Here is a 15,728-nt window from a genome sequence, read left to right on the forward strand (position 1 = left end):
AGCCCCTCCAATCTACGCATTCAGAACAGCAACCCCTTCCGTAGCATCCCATGCACCCCCTTCTCCCCGTTCACCGTCTGCGTCACGCGGAAGTCCACCGCCAGCGAGCAGAACTGGTAGGCATCGGCATCGGAGAGATTCGTGCGGGAGCAGATGAACGCGATCATCTCCCGCAGCGCCTGCTTCATGGCGAGGTCAAGGTCCTCGTTCAGCCCCATGGTGATGAAGTGGGTCTTCGTCTCCGCGCGGGGGAATTTCAGCACCGGGTCGCGCGCGCCGCCGCCCTTCACCAGCGACAGCCGGAAATGCCCGGTCAGGCAGATCTCCAGCGCGTTGATGCAGACCTCGCCATCGCCCTGCACGCCGTGGCCGTCGCCGGCGGAGAAGAGCGCGCCTTCGTTGAACACCGGCAGGTACAGCGTGGTGCCTGCGGTCAGTTCCTTGTTGTCGAGATTGCCGCCCATGGCGCGCGGCTCCTTCGTGTTGACGGCGCCCCAGTCGCGCGGCGGGGCCACGCCCATCACGCCGAAGAACGGGGCGAGCGGCAGGTCCATGCCGCCCTCCTTCGGGCCGAAGGGTAGGCGGCAGGTCATCGCCGCCTTGTCCACCGGGATGTGCAGCGTGCGGCGATAGGGGAAATCCTCCGGCAGCGTGCCGAACAGCGGGCGGAAGCCGCAGAAGCCCCAGTCGGCGCCGAGCTCGATCTTCTCGATGTCGATGCGCAGCGCGTCGCCGGGTTCGGCGCCGCGCACCTCGACGGGACCGGTGATGATGTGCGCGCCGAGCCGCGGCAGCTTCGCATGGACCTCCCGCAGCACCGGATGCACCGCCATCATCTTCTCCTGCGGCGGCATCACCTCCGGCCCGCCCGACAGGCATTCGAGGACGACGAGCTCGCCCGGATCGATCGAGGCCACGGGCGGGAAGGAGGCATCGAAGGCGCCCCACCGGCAATTCGCCAGGGATGCGGGGACGCGGACGGGTTCGCTCATGCTCGGCTCCTGCGGATCGCGCAATCCAAGCAGGAATGACGCCCCGCGGGAACCTCGCTGCCGCGCTACAGCCAGCCTTTGCGCCGGAAATACAGGACCGGAAGGATGGCGCTGACCACCATCAGCGCGATCGCGAGCGGATAGCCGTATTCCCATTTCAGCTCGGGCATGTTGTCGTAATTCATGCCGTAGATGCTGGCGATCAGCGTCGGCGGCATCAGCGCGACGGAGGCCACGGTGAAGGTCTTGATGATCGCGTTCTGCTCGACGTTGATGACGCCGAGCACGGCATCGAGCAGGAACTGCGCCTTGCCGTTCAGGAAGGAGGCGTGCTCGACCAGCGATCGCACGTCGCGCACCAGCGTCTTGATGAGCGTCTGGTTCTCCTTGCGCACCGCCGTCGCCTTCTCGGCGCCGACGAAGGCGAGGATGCGGTTGAGGCCGAGCAGCGTCTCCGAGGTCCGCGTGGTGACTTCACCGACCTGGCCGAGGGTGATCAGCGTTTCCTTCAGCTGGTCGTCGCGGCGGTTCGCCTTGATGTTGGCCCGCGCGGCGCGGAAGGTCCGCTGCGACGCGCGATCCATGTCCGAACCCACGCGTTCCAGCACGTCGGCGAGCCGGTCCACGATCTGCTCGAACAGATGCAGCATCACCGCGTCGGGGGAGGTCAGCAGCGCCGCCGGCTGGCGCTGGGCGCGCGTGCCGAAGACGGTGAAGGCCTTGGGTGTCGCGTAGCGCACCGTCACCAGCGTGGTGTTGGTCAGCACGAAGGATATCGCGGTCGAACTGTATTCCCCGGTGTCCACGCCGTAGAGGAAGTTGGCGGTGAGGAACAGCGCGTCATCCTCGCGATACAGCCGGGACGAGCTCTCGATCTCCTGCATCTCCTCCCGCGTCGGGATTTCGAGGCGCAGCGCGTTCTGGACCGCCCGTTCCTCCTCCTGCGTCGGGTTCAGCAGATCGATCCATACGGCGCGGCGCAGCGCCTCGGGCTCGGCCACGGCGGCGGCGGCTTCGCGCACCTCATTGGGCAACACGGCCGTGATGTCGGACATCGCGCCTTCGCGCACGCGACAGCGGCCGTCCTCGACCGTCCAGGTCGTCAGCATGACGGGGGGACCCTCCGCACTTCGCGATACAGGCGCTTCTAGACACGTCCCGCGGGCAGCGCCAAGCCGCGATGACGCAAACGGATGGACGCGCGGTCATGCCCTGGCCAGATGCCCGGCGGGGCCGCCGCGCATGGGGTCAGCCGGACGCGGCCGGGGGCAGGGCGAAACGCCGCGCGACCTCGGGGAAATCGGCAGCTTCGCGGTGGCGGCCGGACGGCTGGGTACCGTCCCCGGCCCGCACCAGCTGGCAGCATTGCAGCCCGGCGGCGGCGGCGGCGTCGAGTTCCTCGGCCACGTCGGACAGGAACAGGATCTCGTCGGGCGGCAGGTGCAGCGCATGGGCGATGGCGGTGTAGGACGCCGCGTCCCGCTTGCCGCCGACCCTGGTGTCGAAATAGGCGGTGAACAGGGGCGTCAGGTCGCCCGCCTCCGAATGCCCGAACAGCAGGCGCTGCGCATCGACCGAGCCAGAGGAATAGACCGCAAGCCGCAGCCCGGCTTTTGCCCAGGCCCGCAGGCAGGGCGCGACATCCGGCCAGAGATGGCCCTTCAGTCGCCCGTCGAGGTAGCCGGCGCGCCAGATCTGCCCCTGCAGGGCCTTGAGCGGCGTGACCTTGGCATCCTCGGCCATCCACAGCCGCAGCACCGAACGCGGATCCTGCTCGCGCGCGATGTTGCGCACCTCGGCGAGGATGGACCCGACCTCGGGGTCGTCCCCATGCCCGTCGAGGAAGGCGTCGAGCTCCGCCTCGGCGAAGGGGAACAGCGTCTCCTTCACGAAGGCGATGGCGCTGGTCGTGCCCTCGATGTCGGTCAGGATGCAGGACAGCGCCATGGCGCGTTCAGCCGACCGAGACGGGGATGCGCGCGGCGATGTCGCTGCCCGTGTAGTGCGGCGTCCAGCCCGTGGTGTCGGTGAAGACGCGCAGCGCGGTGACGTGCGGGACCTCCCCGGCGTCGAACCAGTGCTTCGTGTTGGCGGGCACCGAGATCAGGTCGCCCCGCGTGCAGTGCGCGTCGTAGATCTTCCCTTCCACATGCATGACGAAATTGCCCGCGCCTTCGTGGAAGAAGCGGACCTCGTCCTCGGTGTGGATATGTTCGGACAGGAACTTCGCGCGGATCGCATCCTTCTGCGGATGGTCGGCGGTCAGGCGAATGACGTCCGCCGTGCCGGCCTTGCTTTCCTTCAGGAAGGCGTCGAGCTGCGGGCGATAGGCGGCGAGCACCGCGTCAGGCTCCGCACCCTCGGGCAGGGCGGCGACCGGCCAGCGTTCGAAGCGCACGCCGATCGGCGCGAGGGCCTCGGCGATCTTCGCGGCGTCGTCGGTATGGAAGGTCTCGGCGCCGGTCGCGGCGTCGCGGATCGTCAGCAGGCTCATCGCGGGTGCCTCCCTTCTTCCAGATGGCAGAGGAGCATGAATTCCAGCGCCTCCAGCCGCGTCATGGCGGCGTTCATGTCGGTGCCCCAGACATAGACGCCATGGCCGCGGATCAGATAGCCCGGCGGGGCGCCAGGCGCATCATCCCACAAGGCATCCAGGGCGCGTTGCAGGCGTGGAATGTCCTGGTCGTTGTCGAGCACCGGCAGGTCGATCGCAACCTCATGCGTCGGCCCGCCGGGAAATGCCTTCAACAATTCATATCCGGCGAGGCGGATGGTCGCCCCCGCGCGGCGCGACAGCACGGTGTTGGCGATGGAATGGCCGTGCAGCACCGCCCCGGCATCGGCGAAGCGGCGATAGATGCCGCAATGGAGCAGCGTCTCGTAGGACGGCCGCGCGCCGCCTTCCAACGACGCACCGGCGGCATCCACCGCCATCACGTCCGCCGGCGTCATCAACCCCTTGTGGCGGCCGGATCGGGTGATGGCGATCTCATCCGGTCCCAGCCGGATCGAGATGTTGCCCGCCGTGGCCGGTACCCAGCCCATCGCGTCCATGCGGCGGCCGGCCGCGGTGATGGCGATGGCGGCGTCTTCGAAGGTCATCGCGGGAGCCCCCCGGATGCTGCGCGGCCCTGACACGACACCGGCCCGTCCCCCGGCCCGGCGCCGCCTTGTCGGGCGCCTCGGGCAGGGGGACGGGCCGGTGCCGCCGTCCGGTGCGGGCGGTCAGGCCGCGGGGCGGTTGCCCGGCTGCGGCTGCGCCTGGGTGGCGGAAGCCTGGCCCTGCTGCGGACCCGGAATGTTTCCGGCCGGCGGCGTTGCCGGGGCCTGCGCCTCCATCGAGGCGTCCTTCTCGTCTTCCTTGATGTTCGCCTTGAAGGACTTGATGCCCTTCGCCAGGTCGCCCATCAGGCCACTGATCTTGCCGCTGCCGAACAGCAGCAGGATGACAAGCAGCACGACCAGCCAGTGCCAGATGCTGAACGAACCCATGGTGGCGCCTCGATCCCGTTTATGGCCGCGCCCCGGCGGGGCGGCCCTGATCCGTCTGAACGGGGCGCAACCTAGTGTCCCGGCGGCGCCCGCGCAAATCCACATGGGGCATCCGGGCTTCCGCCGCAACCGCTCTTGACGCCGGGCCGGGCCGAAAGCATCTGTCGGTCTCGATCCGGGCCCCTCTGGCGGCCGCCGGCCCTTCGTGGGCGGCGTCCGTGATGTCGGATCGCGTGGGAAACCGCGCGATTCGAGGCCCTCTTTGGCCGATGCGTCGAATCGCGCCAGAGAGGAGCGTTACGGGGATGGAATTCCTCACGGCTGAATGGTTGGACAAGCCCCTGTGGATGTGGGGCGGCTTCCTGTCGGTGGTGCTGGCACTGCTCGCCTTCGACCTCGGCGTGCTGAACCGCAAGGACAGGGAGATGGGGATCGCCCAGAGCCTGTGGCTCTCGGCCTTCTACATCGGCTTCGCGACGCTGTTCGGCGCGGGCATCTGGTGGGCGCATGAGGCCGGCGCGCTGACGACGGCCGACGGCACCCATGCGGGCGTCGCCTTCTTCACGGGCTTCTTCATCGAGAAGGCGTTGTCGATCGACAACGTCTTCGTCATCAGCCTGATCTTCACCTACTTCGCCATTCCCCGCGCCTATCAATACCGCGCGCTGGTCTGGGGCATCATCGGCGTCATCGTGCTGCGCGGCATCATGATCGCGGTGGGTGCGGCGCTGGTGCAGGAATATTCCTGGGTGCTGTACATCTTCGGCGCCTTCCTGATCGCCACCGGCATCAAGATGCTGGTGGTGCCGGAAGGGGATCCGGACATCGCGCAGAACCCGGTGGTGCGCTTCATGCGCCGGCACATGCGGGTGTCCGACACGCTGCACGGCCAGAAGTTCTTCGTGCGCGAGGCCGACCCGAAGACCGGCGCGATGGTGCGGGTGGCCACGCCGCTGTTCCTCGCGCTGGTGGTGATCAACATCGCCGACCTGATCTTCGCGGTGGATTCGGTGCCGGCCATCTTCGCCATCACCACCGACACCTTCATCGTCTACACCGCGAACATCATGGCGATCCTCGGCCTGCGCGCGCTGTACTTCGCGCTCGCCGCCATGGTGCATCGCTTCCACTACCTGAAGTATGCGCTCGCGCTGGTGCTGGTGTTCATCGGGGCGAAGATCTTCTGGAACCAGATCGTGGGGAAGGTGGACCCGGCCATTTCGCTCGGCGTCACGCTGGCGATGATCCTCAGCGGCGTCCTCTATTCGCTGTGGCGCACGCGGAAGGACACGATGGTTGCCTGACGGGCGGGGCGCGGCAGCCAAGCCGCGCCCTTTCCCTTCAGCCGTCCAGGCGGATGTTGAGGCGGCGGATCATGCCGCCCCAGCGTTCCGTCTCCTCCGCCAGGAAGGCGGTGGCCTCGGCCGGGGTAGTCGCCATCACCTCGAAGCCGGCGTCCTCCAACCGGCGGCGCGCAGCGGGTTCGCGCAGGCCGCGCTGTGTCTCGGCGGCGAGCCGCGCGACGCGCTCGGGCGGGGTCGAGGCCGGCACCACCATGGTCTGCCAGCCATAGGATTCGGCATTGGCCAGGCCCTGTTCGGCCAGCGTCGGCACCTGCGGCGTCGGCGCGAAGCGTCCGGCGGAGGTCACAGCGATGGCGCGGATCTGCCCGGCCTGCACCTGCGGCAGCACGGCGGCGGTCGTGACCATCATCGCCTGGATGCGCCCCGCGACGAGGTCGAGCGTCGCGGGCGGGAAGCCGCGATAGGCGACGTGCAGCATCTCAAGCCCGCCAGACCGGCTCAGCAGGTCCAGCATGCCGAGATGCCCGCCCGATCCCGACCCCACCGAGCCGAAGGCCAACTTGCCCGGATTGGCCCGCAGATGCGCGAGGAAGCCGGCCAGGTCGGTGACCGGCAGGTCGTTGTTCACCACCAGGAACTGCGGCCCGCGCGCCAGCAGCGACACCGCGATCAGATCCTTCACGGGGTCGTAGGGCAGGTTCGGATACAGCGCCGGGGCGGTGGTCAGCGGGCCGTTGATCGACAGGCCGATGGTGTGCCCGTCCGTCGCCTTGGCGATGGCATCGGTGCCGATGTTGCCGCCCGCGCCGGCGCGGTTGTCCACCACCACGGGATGGCCGAGCACCTTGGCCAGGTGCTCCGCCACCACGCGCCCGGTCAGGTCGGGGCTCGATCCGCCGGGAAAGGGCACGATGAAGCGCAGCGGGCGGTCCGGCCAGGCATCCTGCGCGCGCGCCGCGGCGGAAGGCAGCAGCGCAGCGGCGGGCAGGGCGGCGATCAGGCCGCGGCGGGTGAGGGTCATCGGGTTTCCTCCGGCAGGGCGACGCAACGCGGTCCCGGGCAATGGACCGCCGTTGCGGCAGTCCTATGCCCGGCATCGGGCGGAGGGAAGCGGCCGGCGCCACGGAATGTGCATTCACACATGCCTAAGTGCTGGTGATACAATCTGGGCGGGTTCCAGGCCCCTCGGAGCGCAACCCATGACTGCATGCCTTCGCGTGGCATGTCTTGGTGCCGGGCTGCTCGGCCTGCCGGGATGCGCCACGCTCGCCATGAATGCGGCGCTGCGGGCCCATCACCCGCAACCCGCCTGGAACGGGGAGGTGGCGCTCGCCTCCGAACCCGCCGGCGCCCAATGCGCCATTCATCGCGGCGACCGCGTCGTCGCCGAGGTGTCCGCCGCCCCCGGCACGGTGCAGTTGGCGCGATCCCACGCCGTGCTGGAGGTGCGCTGCCGCGCGGAAGGCTACCTCGAAACGGCCGAGGCACTGCGGCCTTTCGACGACCCCGCGGTGTTCCGCATGGCGCCGAACGGCATCATCGGCGCGACGGCGACGGTGATCAGCCTCGCCTCGGCGCGGACCATGCGCTACCCGGGCCAGGTCAGCATTGCGATGGTCCCCGCCGTCTTCCCGGATGAGGATGCTCGCACCCAGTTCTTCGAGGCACGGCGCGGTGCGATCCTCGCCGCCCGCGCGGCGCGCTTGGCGCTGGCCGACGAACGCTGCCGCGCCCAGCCCGACACCACCTGCGACCCGGCGCTGCTGGTGCTGCGGCAGGAACAGGAAGACGACCTCGCGCGGCTGGACCGCATGCGCGCGCAGGCACAGGTCAGGCAGGCCACGGGCGTGCGGGTCGCGGCGGCAGATACTTCGCAGTGAAGACCTCGGCCGGCGCGGGCCGGCGGGGCAGCTTCAGCGCGGTGGCGATCACCTCGGTCCCGGCCGCGATCCGCGCCGGATCGGTATCGCCCAGGCCGAAGGTGAAGCGGTCCGGATGCGCCATCTCCCGCCCGATGGTGCCTTGCAGGCGGCGCAGCTCGACCGCCGGGATCAGCTTCGGCCGCGTGGCGCAGAGGCTCGCGACGGCACGCGCCGGATCGGCGATCGCCGAGGCCATGCCCGCGCAGACGGCGCGCAGCAGGCCCTCCAGCAGCACCGGATCGCCATCGAGCAGCGCGCGCGATGCCACCAGCGTGTTGCCGTGCAGTTCCGGCAGCCATTCGGCGTAGTCCAGGAAGCGCAGCCGAGGCACCAGGGCGTGCAGCCCCGCCGCCTCGAGCGAGGCGATGATCGTGTTGGCGAAACCGAAGACGCCATCCGCGGCATCTTCCTCCAGCATGCGCCGTGCCTGGTCGGCGAGGCTCGCGGGGTCCGGGATGATCGTCACCGAGGCCGCATCGAAACCGGCGCGCAGCGCCAGCGCGGGGAAGGCGCGCAGCGCGGCGTCACGCCCATGGCCGCTGATCCGCCGCCCCGCGAGGTCCGCCGCCTGCCGGACTGGCCCGTCCGCAGCCACCGCGACGGTCAGCGGCGTGCGGTTGAAGCCGACGAAGACTCCGGACGGGCCGCTGCCCGGCGACGCATGCCCCAGCCGCGCCACCAGCGCCGGAAGGTCGCCATAGGCGAGATCGCAGGTCGCATCGTCCATGTCCTCGATCGAGGCCGCCGCGCCACCGCCGGCCAGGAACTCCGGCGCGATGCCTTCGCGCGCGAAGAGACCCTCGGCCTCCGCGAGGAAGAAGCCGGCGAGCGGACCGGACGGGCCGCCATTGAGCAGGATGCGGAGCGGGCGCATCAGCCGGCCTCCGGGCGCAAGGCGCGGGCGTCCGGCGGCGGCAGGAAGCGGTCGGTGAAGACGTCCTCGACGCGCGGAGGGGGCAGGCCCGCGGCACCCGCCTGCAGCGCCAGGCCACGGGCGAAGCGCGCGGGGGCGATGCCGCCGAAGCTGCCGCGCCCGGCCATCTCGACCGCGAGTGTCGTCCGCCACCGCACGCGCTCCGCCGCGCGGTTGGCCGTGGGCGCGAAGGACAGCACGGCATCCATCGCCGCTTCGGGATCGTCCAGCGCGGCATCCAGGCCACGATCCAGCACGGCGAGAAGGCGCTTCAGCGCCTCCGGCTCCTCGGCGATCAGCCGGGCGGAGGCCATGAGCGCGCTGCCATGCAGGTCGGGTGCGAGGCGGTCGTAGCGCAGCCAGGTGACCTCCCCCGTCGCGTCGCGCCCAGCCGCGGCGAGTGCCGCGGTCAGCGTGCTGACATAGGCGAAGAGGCCATCCGCCTCCCCGGCCCGCACGCGATCCCATAGCGCGACCATCGACCCTTCTGCCGGGATCACCTGCGTTGCCGCCGGGTCCAGCCCCTGCGCGGCGCAGAGGGCCGGGAACAACCGCAGCCCGACATCGGAGGCGTGGCCGATCAACCGCCGCCCGGCGAGGTCGCCCGATGCCCCGATCGGCAGGGCGATGGCGGCGGCCGAGGCAGCGAAGGTCGCATGGATGCCGCGCGGCGTGCCGGCGGGATCGCGCATCGCGATTTCCGCCAGCGCATGGATGTCGCCATAGCCGAGGTCGTGGCCGCCGGCCGCCATCGCCCCCGCCGCCGTCCATGCGCCCTGTCCCGGTTCCAGATCGAGCGCGATCCCGGCCTCCGCCAGCCAGCCGCGGCGGATGGCCAGCAACAGCCAGCATTGCGGGCCGGAAAAGCCGGCATTGAGCCGCATGCGCCAGTGCTTCACCTCGATCCCCACTCCCGCATCCGCCGCCATGCTGCGGCGCAACAAGCCGCTTGCCCGGCATCATTCCACCGTGCCAGCCTCGGAACGGCAACACTCCGAAGGATAGCCCGCATGCTGCGCTCCGGTCGCCGGCGCCTGGTCCTCGCTGCCATGGGTGGCGTTCTGGCCCGTCCGGCCCTGGTTGCCGCGCAGGGGGCCTGGCCGAACCGGCCCGTGCGCATCCTGATCTCCTTCCCGCCCGGCGGGTCGAGCGACGTGGTCGCGCGCATCGTCGCGCCGCATCTGTCCGAACGCTTCGGCCGCCCCTTCGTTGTCGACAACCGACCCGGCGCCGGCGGCATGGTGGCGGCCAATGCGCTGAAGCGGGAGCCGGCGGATGGCTACGCCTTCCTGCTGTCGAACAACGCGCCCTTCACCATCGCGCCGACGATGTTCCCGAAGATCACCTACGACGCCATCGCGGATTTCAGCCATGTCGCCTATCTCGGCGCGACCTTCGGCGGGCTGGTGACGCATCCGTCGCTCGGCGCGCGCACGGTGGCGGAACTGATCGCCAAGGCACGCGCCGCGCCGGGCCAGTTGAACTACGGGTCGAGCGGCATCGGTTCGATCGGCCACATCACCGGGGCGACCTTTGCACGCATGGCCGGCGTGGACATGGTTCACATCCCCTATCGCGGCGCCGCCGCGCTGCGCACGGAGCTGACCAACGGCACGGTGCAGATGTCCTTCGAGGGACTGGCCAGCGCCCTGCCTGCCGTGCAGGCCGGGCAGCTAGTCGGCGTGGCCGTGGCGGCGGAGCGGCGGATCTCCATTGCTCCGGAGGTGCCGACCTTCCGCGAGAGCGGCCAGGACATCGTCATCAAGAACTGGCACGGGATGAGCGCACCGGCGGGCCTGCCGGCCGCGATCGCCGAGCCCCTGCACGCGGCGCTGGCCGAGATCTGCGCGCGCCCCGACGTGATCGAGGCCTTCCTGCGCATCGGCAACTTCGTCGAGCCGATGAGCTCTGCCGACTTCCGCACCTTCGTCGCGGAACAGATCGCGCTGTGGCGGCCGATGATCATCGAGGCGGATGCGGTCGACCGCTCCTGAGCGGCGGTCCTACCGCGCCTCGGCCATCAGTCGCCCGCCATGGACGAAGCCGAAGGTCGGGAAATTCGTCTGGCCGAGCGCGCTTGACGGCGGATACCAGACCCGCACGAGTGACCAGTCGTTGTTCGGCGAGACATCCACCACCGGCTGGTCTCGCGCGATACGCCCGCGATTGCCGCCCGACGCCCAGTTGGCGTGGTCCACGCGGATTTCGCGGGAGGAGACGACGCGCGTCACGACCGACAGATGGCCGCTGCGATTGCGCTGGGTGCGCATGAACACCAGCACCGATCCGGTGCGCGGGCTGCGCGAACGGTCATAGCGGCCCGACTGCGCGGCCGCGTCCCACCACTGCCAGGCGTCGCCGGACAGGTCGATGCCGCTGCGCGCTCGCGCATACGGCACGCAGGAGGTATCGCCCCCAGAATATCCCGGCACAGAGCCCCCCGGCCCCGTACCACGCGTGCTGCCGCAGGCCCCCAAGGCCAATGCGGCCAGTATCGCGATCATGCGAAGCATGACCCCGAACCCCCTGATTCCCCTGACTTATCCTTATCACGACTCGATACGCCTGTGCAGCAGGTTCTGGCCGGTTCCCGCGTTCGCCCGCCGAGGCCATGCTGCGCGCCGCATGAGCAGGGGATTCGCGATGGACGGGCAGGCCACACCGGCGGTGGAGAGTGGGATCGAGGACGGCGTGGCGACGCTGTGGCTGTCCCGGCCCGAGCGCGGCAATGCCATGGGCGCGGAGATGGTCGCCGCCATCGACGCATCGCTGGATGCCGCGCTTGCCGCCGGGGCGCGGCTGATCGTGCTGCGCGGGCGCGGGCGGAATTTCTGCACCGGGCTCGATCTCGCGGATCTCGAGACCATCACCGATGGCGAACTCGCGCTGCGCATCATCCGTATCGAGCTGCTGTTGCAGCGGATCCACGCCCTGCCGGTGACGACCCTGGCGGTCGCGGGCGGGCGCGTCTTCGGCGCCGGGGCGGATCTGTTCGCCGCCTGCGACCACCGGCTGGCGCTGCCTGGTGCGAGCTTCGCCTTCCCTGGCCCGGCCTTCGGGCTGGTGCTCGGCACGGGGCGGCTGGCGGGGCTGGTCGGCGATGGGACCGCGCGCGGATTGCTGCTGGCAGGTGCGCCGGTGGATGCGGTGCGGGCGGGGGCGCTCGGCCTGGTGAGCGGAATCGTCGAGGATGCGGCGCTGGAGGATGCAATCGGTGCCGCGCGCACGGCCGCCGTCCGGCTGGATGCCACGACGGTCGCCGCGTTGCATGCGCGGACGCGGCGGGCGGATGACGACGGGGATCTCGCGGCGCTGGCGCGGTCGGTCGCGCGGCCGGGGCTGAAGGCGCGCGTGGAAGCGTATCGGGCGGCGGCGAGGAAGTAGGCGGAGAGGGGCAGTGCCCCTCTCCAACACACCCTTGTCAGGCCGGCGCGAACATCGGCACCGGTGCGCCGCCTTCTTCCGTCGGCTTGAACACGACCTTCACCTTCTGGCCGATCTTCAGCGCGTCGAGGTCGCAGTCCACGATGTTCGTGAACAGCCGCGGCCCTTCGTCGAGTTCGACATAGGCCACCGCGTGCGGTTCCTTCGTGCGCATGACGGAGAAGGTGTAGATCTTCCCCGTGCCCTTGCTCTCCACCATCTCGACATTGTTCGAGAGGGTGAAGGGCGAGCAGCCGCGCGGATACCAGAAGTGCTTGCCGGTATCCTTGCACAGCCCGATCAGGAACTTGCCCTCGCGGGCGGCGTCCCAGAACGGCTTGGTGGTGGGGTCTTCCTTCGGCGCCGGGATGGCGCGGTTGGCGGCTTGGGTCGCCATGATGATCACTCCCGCTCCATGATGAGGGTGGCGCCGCCGTGGCGATGGCCGAGCAGCCCGCCCACGCCGTTCGCCAAGGCGAGCTTGCAGCCCGGCACCTGGACCTTCGGATGCGCCTCGCCGCGGAGCTGGCGCACTGCCTCGATCACCTTGGTCATGCCGCCGCGGTTCGCCGGGTGGTTGTTGCACAGCCCGCCGCCATCGGTGTTGAAGGGCAGCTTGCCGACGCCGGAGATCAGGTTGCCGTCGGCGACGAAGGCGCCGCCCTTGCCCTTCTCGGCGAAGCCCAGGTCTTCGAGCTGCATCAGCACCGTGATGGTGAAGCTGTCGTAGATCGAGGCGTACTGGATGTCCTTCGGCTTGACCTTGGCTTCCGCGAAGGCCGCGTCGCCGGAGGCCTTCACCGCGGAATAGGACAGGTCGATGCCGCCGGCCGCCTGGTTCTTGGTTGCCTCGGCGCAACCGAGCACCTTCACCAGCGGGCGCTTCAGCGACTTCGCGATCTCCGGGCGGGCGACGATCAGCGCGCCGCCGCCATCGGAGATAACGCAGCAGTCGAGCCGGTGCAGCGGGTCGGACACCATCGGCGAGTTCACCACGTCCTCGACCGTCACGACCTTGGGCAGCATGGCGTGCGGGTTGTACTGGGCGTGGGTGGAGGCGGCGACCTTGATCCAGGCGAGCTGCTCGGAGGTCGTGCCGTATTCATACATGTGGCGCTGCGCGACCATGCCGTAGGAATTCACGACCGTGCGACCCATCGGGATCTCGAAGGGGTCGTCGGGAATGTTCGGCGCCCAGGACCGCGGCACGGTGCCGGTCGCCATGCCCTCGGCGCGCGGCCGGCCGGCCAGCGTGATCAGGGCGACGTTGCAGCGGCCTTCCTTGATCGCCATGGCGGCGTGGCCGACATGCATGACGTAGGAACAGCCGCCCATGTCGGTGGAATCGACATGGCGCAGCTTCGTGAGCCCCATGTAGTCCGCCATGTTGATGGGCCCGAGGCCCGGGGCGGCACCGGTGCAGAAGAAGCCGTCCACATCGTCCTTCGATAGGCCGGCATCCTGCAGGGCGCCGTAGGCGACCTCGGCGTGAAGCTGCGCGACCGACTGTTTCTCGGCCTTGCGCGTCGGGTGCTCGAAAGCCCCGACGAGATAGGCCTGGCCGTTGATGCTCATGACGGGAGCGGTTCCTCCTGCTGGTTCAAGCGCGGCGCAGGGAAGCAGCGCAGCGGCCGGCTGTCGAGGGGGCGGGCCGACCGATCGGTCGGCGGCGACGCGGCGGGGTGATCAGCAGGGGAGAAAGGAAGTCCCGCCGGGCACCGTGCGGGATTGCACGGCACCCGGCGGGGTTTCGCTGCCTGGCTGGGGGGCAATATCAGCGCGGCAGGAACTCGGCGAAATATTCGTAGCTGTCGGCATTCATCTGCGCGGCAGCCGGGTCGTCCTTGGCCAGCGCCTCGGCACGGGCGGGCTGGTAGGCATGGTCGCGGGTGCCGAGGGCGAGGTGGCTCATCTCATGCAGGATGATGCCGCCCTGGCTGTCCTGGCCGGTGCGCGCCGCACGGAAGAAGGCCGGGCAGACGCCCATGACTTCGCGTGCATTCCCGCCCCAGCGGACATAGGCGAAGGTCTGGCCGCGGCAGGATTCCGCACGGTTGCATTCGTAGGTCAGGCGGGGTTCGCGCTCGTCCAGGCCGCGCGAGATGGCGCGGAAGTTCTTGGCGATGGCCCCGGCCGGATTGGTGCCGAAGAAGCGGGCGAGGTGCGGACGGATCGCTTCGGGTTCCAGAGCCAGGGACGCGATCGAGGCATTGGTCATCTGGCGGGCGTCGGCGAAGCCGCGGCGGATCGTGGTGCGTTGTTCCTCGGTGCAGGCGCCGTTCTGCGACAGCGCCTGGCGCTCGCCGCCCTTCACGCCCTGCGCCGCGAGCGGCAGCGGGGCCAGCATCAGCGTAGCAAGGGCGGCGGCGGTGGCGAAGGTCTTGCGCATCTCGAACTGCCTTCCGATTGGGTGGCAGACGGAGCATGGCCGCATTGTGGCGGGCCGGCGCTGAAACGATTCAGGGTATGGTTCTTGGCCTCAGGCACCGGTGCCGCCATGCGGCGGTTGGCTTGTGCGCCCTGCGCTCCAGGCCCGATGCCGGGGCATCGGGCCAATCGATCAGGCTTCGACGGCCGCCGGGCCGGCGCGGCGCTTTTCCTGCGCGTTCCGCAGCAGCGCGATGCCGCGATACAGCCCGTGCACCATCTTGGAGTAGGGCATCACCAGGAAGAAGGCGAAGACCAGCCCGAGATGGATGGCAAGCATCAGCCCCATCGCCCCGGTGTGGCGAACGACCAGCAGCAGCAGCCCGGTGGCCGCGATCAGGAACAGCAGGGCGAGGATGGCGAATTCCCCGCCCATCACCTTGCGCGACACCGGACCGGGGTCGGTGACGATCTTCACCTGGGCGAGCCCCGCGGTGCCGATCATCATCAGAACGCCGCCCCAGGTGCCGAACTGCACGGGCAGGGAGAAGAAGGCGTGCGGCGATTTCCAATCGAAGACGTAGTGGTAGATCGTGCCGGTGCAGGTGGCCGCGAAGCACAGCAGGAAGCCGTACATCAGCGCCTGGTGCAGCCAGCGCCGGCGCGTCGAGAAACCCTCGTCGAGGTCGTTGCAGCCATGCCCACCGCCGCCGAGGTTGCGCATGGTGGCGATGTCCACCGCCGCTTCCGTCGTGGGCGCTGGCGCGAAGCCGCCGCCGGCGCCGCCCGTCGCGCGCATGTAGGATCGCGCGCCCATCGTCATGGCGACGATCGCGAAGCCGAAGGTCAGCACGCCGAGGCTGATCATCAGCCAGTGCGGGATGATGCGGAAGAACGCCCCGGCGCCGCGCTGCGCCGACCACAGCACCGCCGGGTCCTGCAGCGCGACGGTCAGGATCAGCCCCAACGCCACGCCGAGCGCCGCGGCCAGCGACACGACGGTGCCGTTGCGTTCGAACAGCGCCCCGAACCCCGCCGGCCAGGCATGCTTCGCATAGGATTCCTGCCGGATCTCCGCGAAGGTCGCAGGCAGGTTGATCCCGAAGGCGTGCGGCGGCGCGTATTGGCAGGCGTGGTAGCAGCCCTTGCAGCCGTGACACAGGTTGGCGAGATGCGTCAGGTCGCCTTCGGTGAAGGACCGGCGCATCGTCATGGCGGGGAAGACGGCGCAGTAGCTCTCGCAATACCGGCAGGCATTGCAGACTTCCATGAACCGGCGGGCGTCCGCGATCGTCTCGGATTCCTGGGCCATCGC

The 15,728-nt window shown here is 69.8% G+C and carries 18 protein-coding genes; 4 read left to right on the top strand and 14 right to left on the bottom strand.

The window, feature by feature from the left end; genetic code table 11:
- Positions 1 to 20: 20 nt before the first annotated feature.
- From AC2YHJ_RS09895 to AC2YHJ_RS09920, 6 genes are all read right to left on the bottom strand, one after another.
- The gene (locus AC2YHJ_RS09895) at positions 21 to 992 is read right to left on the bottom strand and encodes an acetamidase/formamidase family protein (RefSeq protein ID WP_487395697.1); all 972 of its coding nucleotides are present in this window, start codon (positions 990 to 992) and stop codon (positions 21 to 23) included.
- Between the two features lie 65 nt (positions 993 to 1,057).
- A complete protein-coding gene (gene corA, locus AC2YHJ_RS09900) occupies positions 1,058 to 2,101 on the bottom strand; it encodes a magnesium/cobalt transporter CorA (protein ID WP_487395699.1) in 1,044 nt (347 codons plus the stop codon).
- A gap of 139 nt (positions 2,102 to 2,240) precedes the next feature.
- Positions 2,241 to 2,939 (bottom strand): acireductone synthase, encoded by a 699-nt coding sequence (mtnC, locus tag AC2YHJ_RS09905; protein ID WP_487395701.1) that lies wholly within the window; start codon positions 2,937 to 2,939, stop codon positions 2,241 to 2,243.
- A 7-nt stretch (positions 2,940 to 2,946) separates the two neighbouring features.
- Complete coding sequence (locus AC2YHJ_RS09910) at positions 2,947 to 3,486, bottom strand: 1,2-dihydroxy-3-keto-5-methylthiopentene dioxygenase (RefSeq protein ID WP_487395702.1); 540 nt, start codon at positions 3,484 to 3,486, stop codon at positions 2,947 to 2,949.
- The gene (locus tag AC2YHJ_RS09915) at positions 3,483 to 4,094 is read right to left on the bottom strand and encodes a methylthioribulose 1-phosphate dehydratase (protein WP_487395703.1); all 612 of its coding nucleotides are present in this window, start codon (positions 4,092 to 4,094) and stop codon (positions 3,483 to 3,485) included. Before AC2YHJ_RS09915 ends, AC2YHJ_RS09910 begins: the two co-directional genes overlap by 4 nt.
- A 123-nt stretch (positions 4,095 to 4,217) precedes the next feature.
- Positions 4,218 to 4,484, bottom strand: a complete 267-nt coding sequence (locus tag AC2YHJ_RS09920) for a twin-arginine translocase TatA/TatE family subunit (RefSeq protein WP_487395705.1) — start codon at positions 4,482 to 4,484, stop codon at positions 4,218 to 4,220.
- Between the two features lie 305 nt (positions 4,485 to 4,789).
- Here AC2YHJ_RS09920 and AC2YHJ_RS09925 point away from each other — a divergent pair, with 305 nt between their 5' ends.
- The gene (locus AC2YHJ_RS09925; RefSeq protein WP_487395707.1) at positions 4,790 to 5,788 is read left to right on the top strand and encodes a TerC family protein; all 999 of its coding nucleotides are present in this window, start codon (positions 4,790 to 4,792) and stop codon (positions 5,786 to 5,788) included.
- A 37-nt stretch (positions 5,789 to 5,825) separates the two neighbouring features.
- Here AC2YHJ_RS09925 and AC2YHJ_RS09930 read toward each other — a convergent pair whose 3' ends face one another.
- Positions 5,826 to 6,809 (bottom strand): Bug family tripartite tricarboxylate transporter substrate binding protein, encoded by a 984-nt coding sequence (locus tag AC2YHJ_RS09930; protein WP_487395708.1) that lies wholly within the window; start codon positions 6,807 to 6,809, stop codon positions 5,826 to 5,828.
- A gap of 178 nt (positions 6,810 to 6,987) precedes the next feature.
- Here AC2YHJ_RS09930 and AC2YHJ_RS09935 point away from each other — a divergent pair, with 178 nt between their 5' ends.
- Entirely contained in the window at positions 6,988 to 7,668 is a 681-nt protein-coding gene (locus tag AC2YHJ_RS09935) for a hypothetical protein (RefSeq protein ID WP_487395710.1), read from the top strand.
- Here the strand turns inward: AC2YHJ_RS09935 and AC2YHJ_RS09940 are convergent.
- Together AC2YHJ_RS09940 and AC2YHJ_RS09945 are read right to left on the bottom strand one after the other, a co-directional pair.
- On the bottom strand, positions 7,619 to 8,584 hold the full coding sequence (locus AC2YHJ_RS09940; protein ID WP_487395711.1) for an ABC transporter substrate-binding protein: 966 nt from the start codon (positions 8,582 to 8,584) through the stop codon (positions 7,619 to 7,621). The two genes, AC2YHJ_RS09935 and AC2YHJ_RS09940, sit on opposite strands and share 50 nt — an antisense overlap.
- On the bottom strand, positions 8,584 to 9,567 hold the full coding sequence (locus AC2YHJ_RS09945) for an ABC transporter substrate-binding protein (RefSeq protein ID WP_487395713.1): 984 nt from the start codon (positions 9,565 to 9,567) through the stop codon (positions 8,584 to 8,586). Before AC2YHJ_RS09945 ends, AC2YHJ_RS09940 begins: the two co-directional genes overlap by 1 nt.
- Positions 9,568 to 9,633: 66 nt before the next feature.
- Here AC2YHJ_RS09945 and AC2YHJ_RS09950 point away from each other — a divergent pair, with 66 nt between their 5' ends.
- Complete coding sequence (locus AC2YHJ_RS09950) at positions 9,634 to 10,617, top strand: Bug family tripartite tricarboxylate transporter substrate binding protein (protein ID WP_487395715.1); 984 nt, start codon at positions 9,634 to 9,636, stop codon at positions 10,615 to 10,617.
- 9 nt (positions 10,618 to 10,626) lie between these two features.
- Here AC2YHJ_RS09950 and AC2YHJ_RS09955 read toward each other — a convergent pair whose 3' ends face one another.
- Positions 10,627 to 11,022 carry a CHAP domain-containing protein gene (locus AC2YHJ_RS09955; RefSeq protein ID WP_487395716.1) on the bottom strand — a complete coding sequence of 132 codons (396 nt, stop codon included), beginning with the start codon at positions 11,020 to 11,022 and terminating at the stop codon, positions 10,627 to 10,629.
- Between the two features lie 226 nt (positions 11,023 to 11,248).
- Between AC2YHJ_RS09955 and AC2YHJ_RS09960 the strand changes: the two genes are divergently transcribed.
- Positions 11,249 to 12,007: an enoyl-CoA hydratase/isomerase family protein gene (locus AC2YHJ_RS09960; RefSeq protein WP_487395717.1), complete on the top strand. Its 759-nt coding sequence runs from the start codon at positions 11,249 to 11,251 to the stop codon at positions 12,005 to 12,007.
- A 37-nt stretch (positions 12,008 to 12,044) separates the two neighbouring features.
- Here the strand turns inward: AC2YHJ_RS09960 and AC2YHJ_RS09965 are convergent, their stop codons facing one another.
- The 4 genes from AC2YHJ_RS09965 to tcuB form a co-directional block, all read right to left on the bottom strand.
- Positions 12,045 to 12,443: a Zn-ribbon domain-containing OB-fold protein gene (locus AC2YHJ_RS09965; protein ID WP_487395718.1), complete on the bottom strand. Its 399-nt coding sequence runs from the start codon at positions 12,441 to 12,443 to the stop codon at positions 12,045 to 12,047.
- A 5-nt stretch (positions 12,444 to 12,448) separates the two neighbouring features.
- A complete protein-coding gene (locus tag AC2YHJ_RS09970) occupies positions 12,449 to 13,621 on the bottom strand; it encodes a thiolase domain-containing protein (protein WP_487395719.1) in 1,173 nt (390 codons plus the stop codon).
- Between the two features lie 199 nt (positions 13,622 to 13,820).
- Positions 13,821 to 14,435, bottom strand: coding sequence for a M35 family metalloendopeptidase (locus AC2YHJ_RS09975; protein ID WP_487395720.1), 615 nt, complete (start codon positions 14,433 to 14,435; stop codon positions 13,821 to 13,823).
- A 171-nt stretch (positions 14,436 to 14,606) separates the two neighbouring features.
- Positions 14,607 to 15,725, bottom strand: a complete 1,119-nt coding sequence (tcuB, locus tag AC2YHJ_RS09980; RefSeq protein ID WP_487395722.1) for a tricarballylate utilization 4Fe-4S protein TcuB — start codon at positions 15,723 to 15,725, stop codon at positions 14,607 to 14,609.
- Between the last annotated feature and the right edge of the window lie 3 nt (positions 15,726 to 15,728).

It is taken from the genome of Roseomonas sp. SRI_022 (assembly GCF_057586215.1).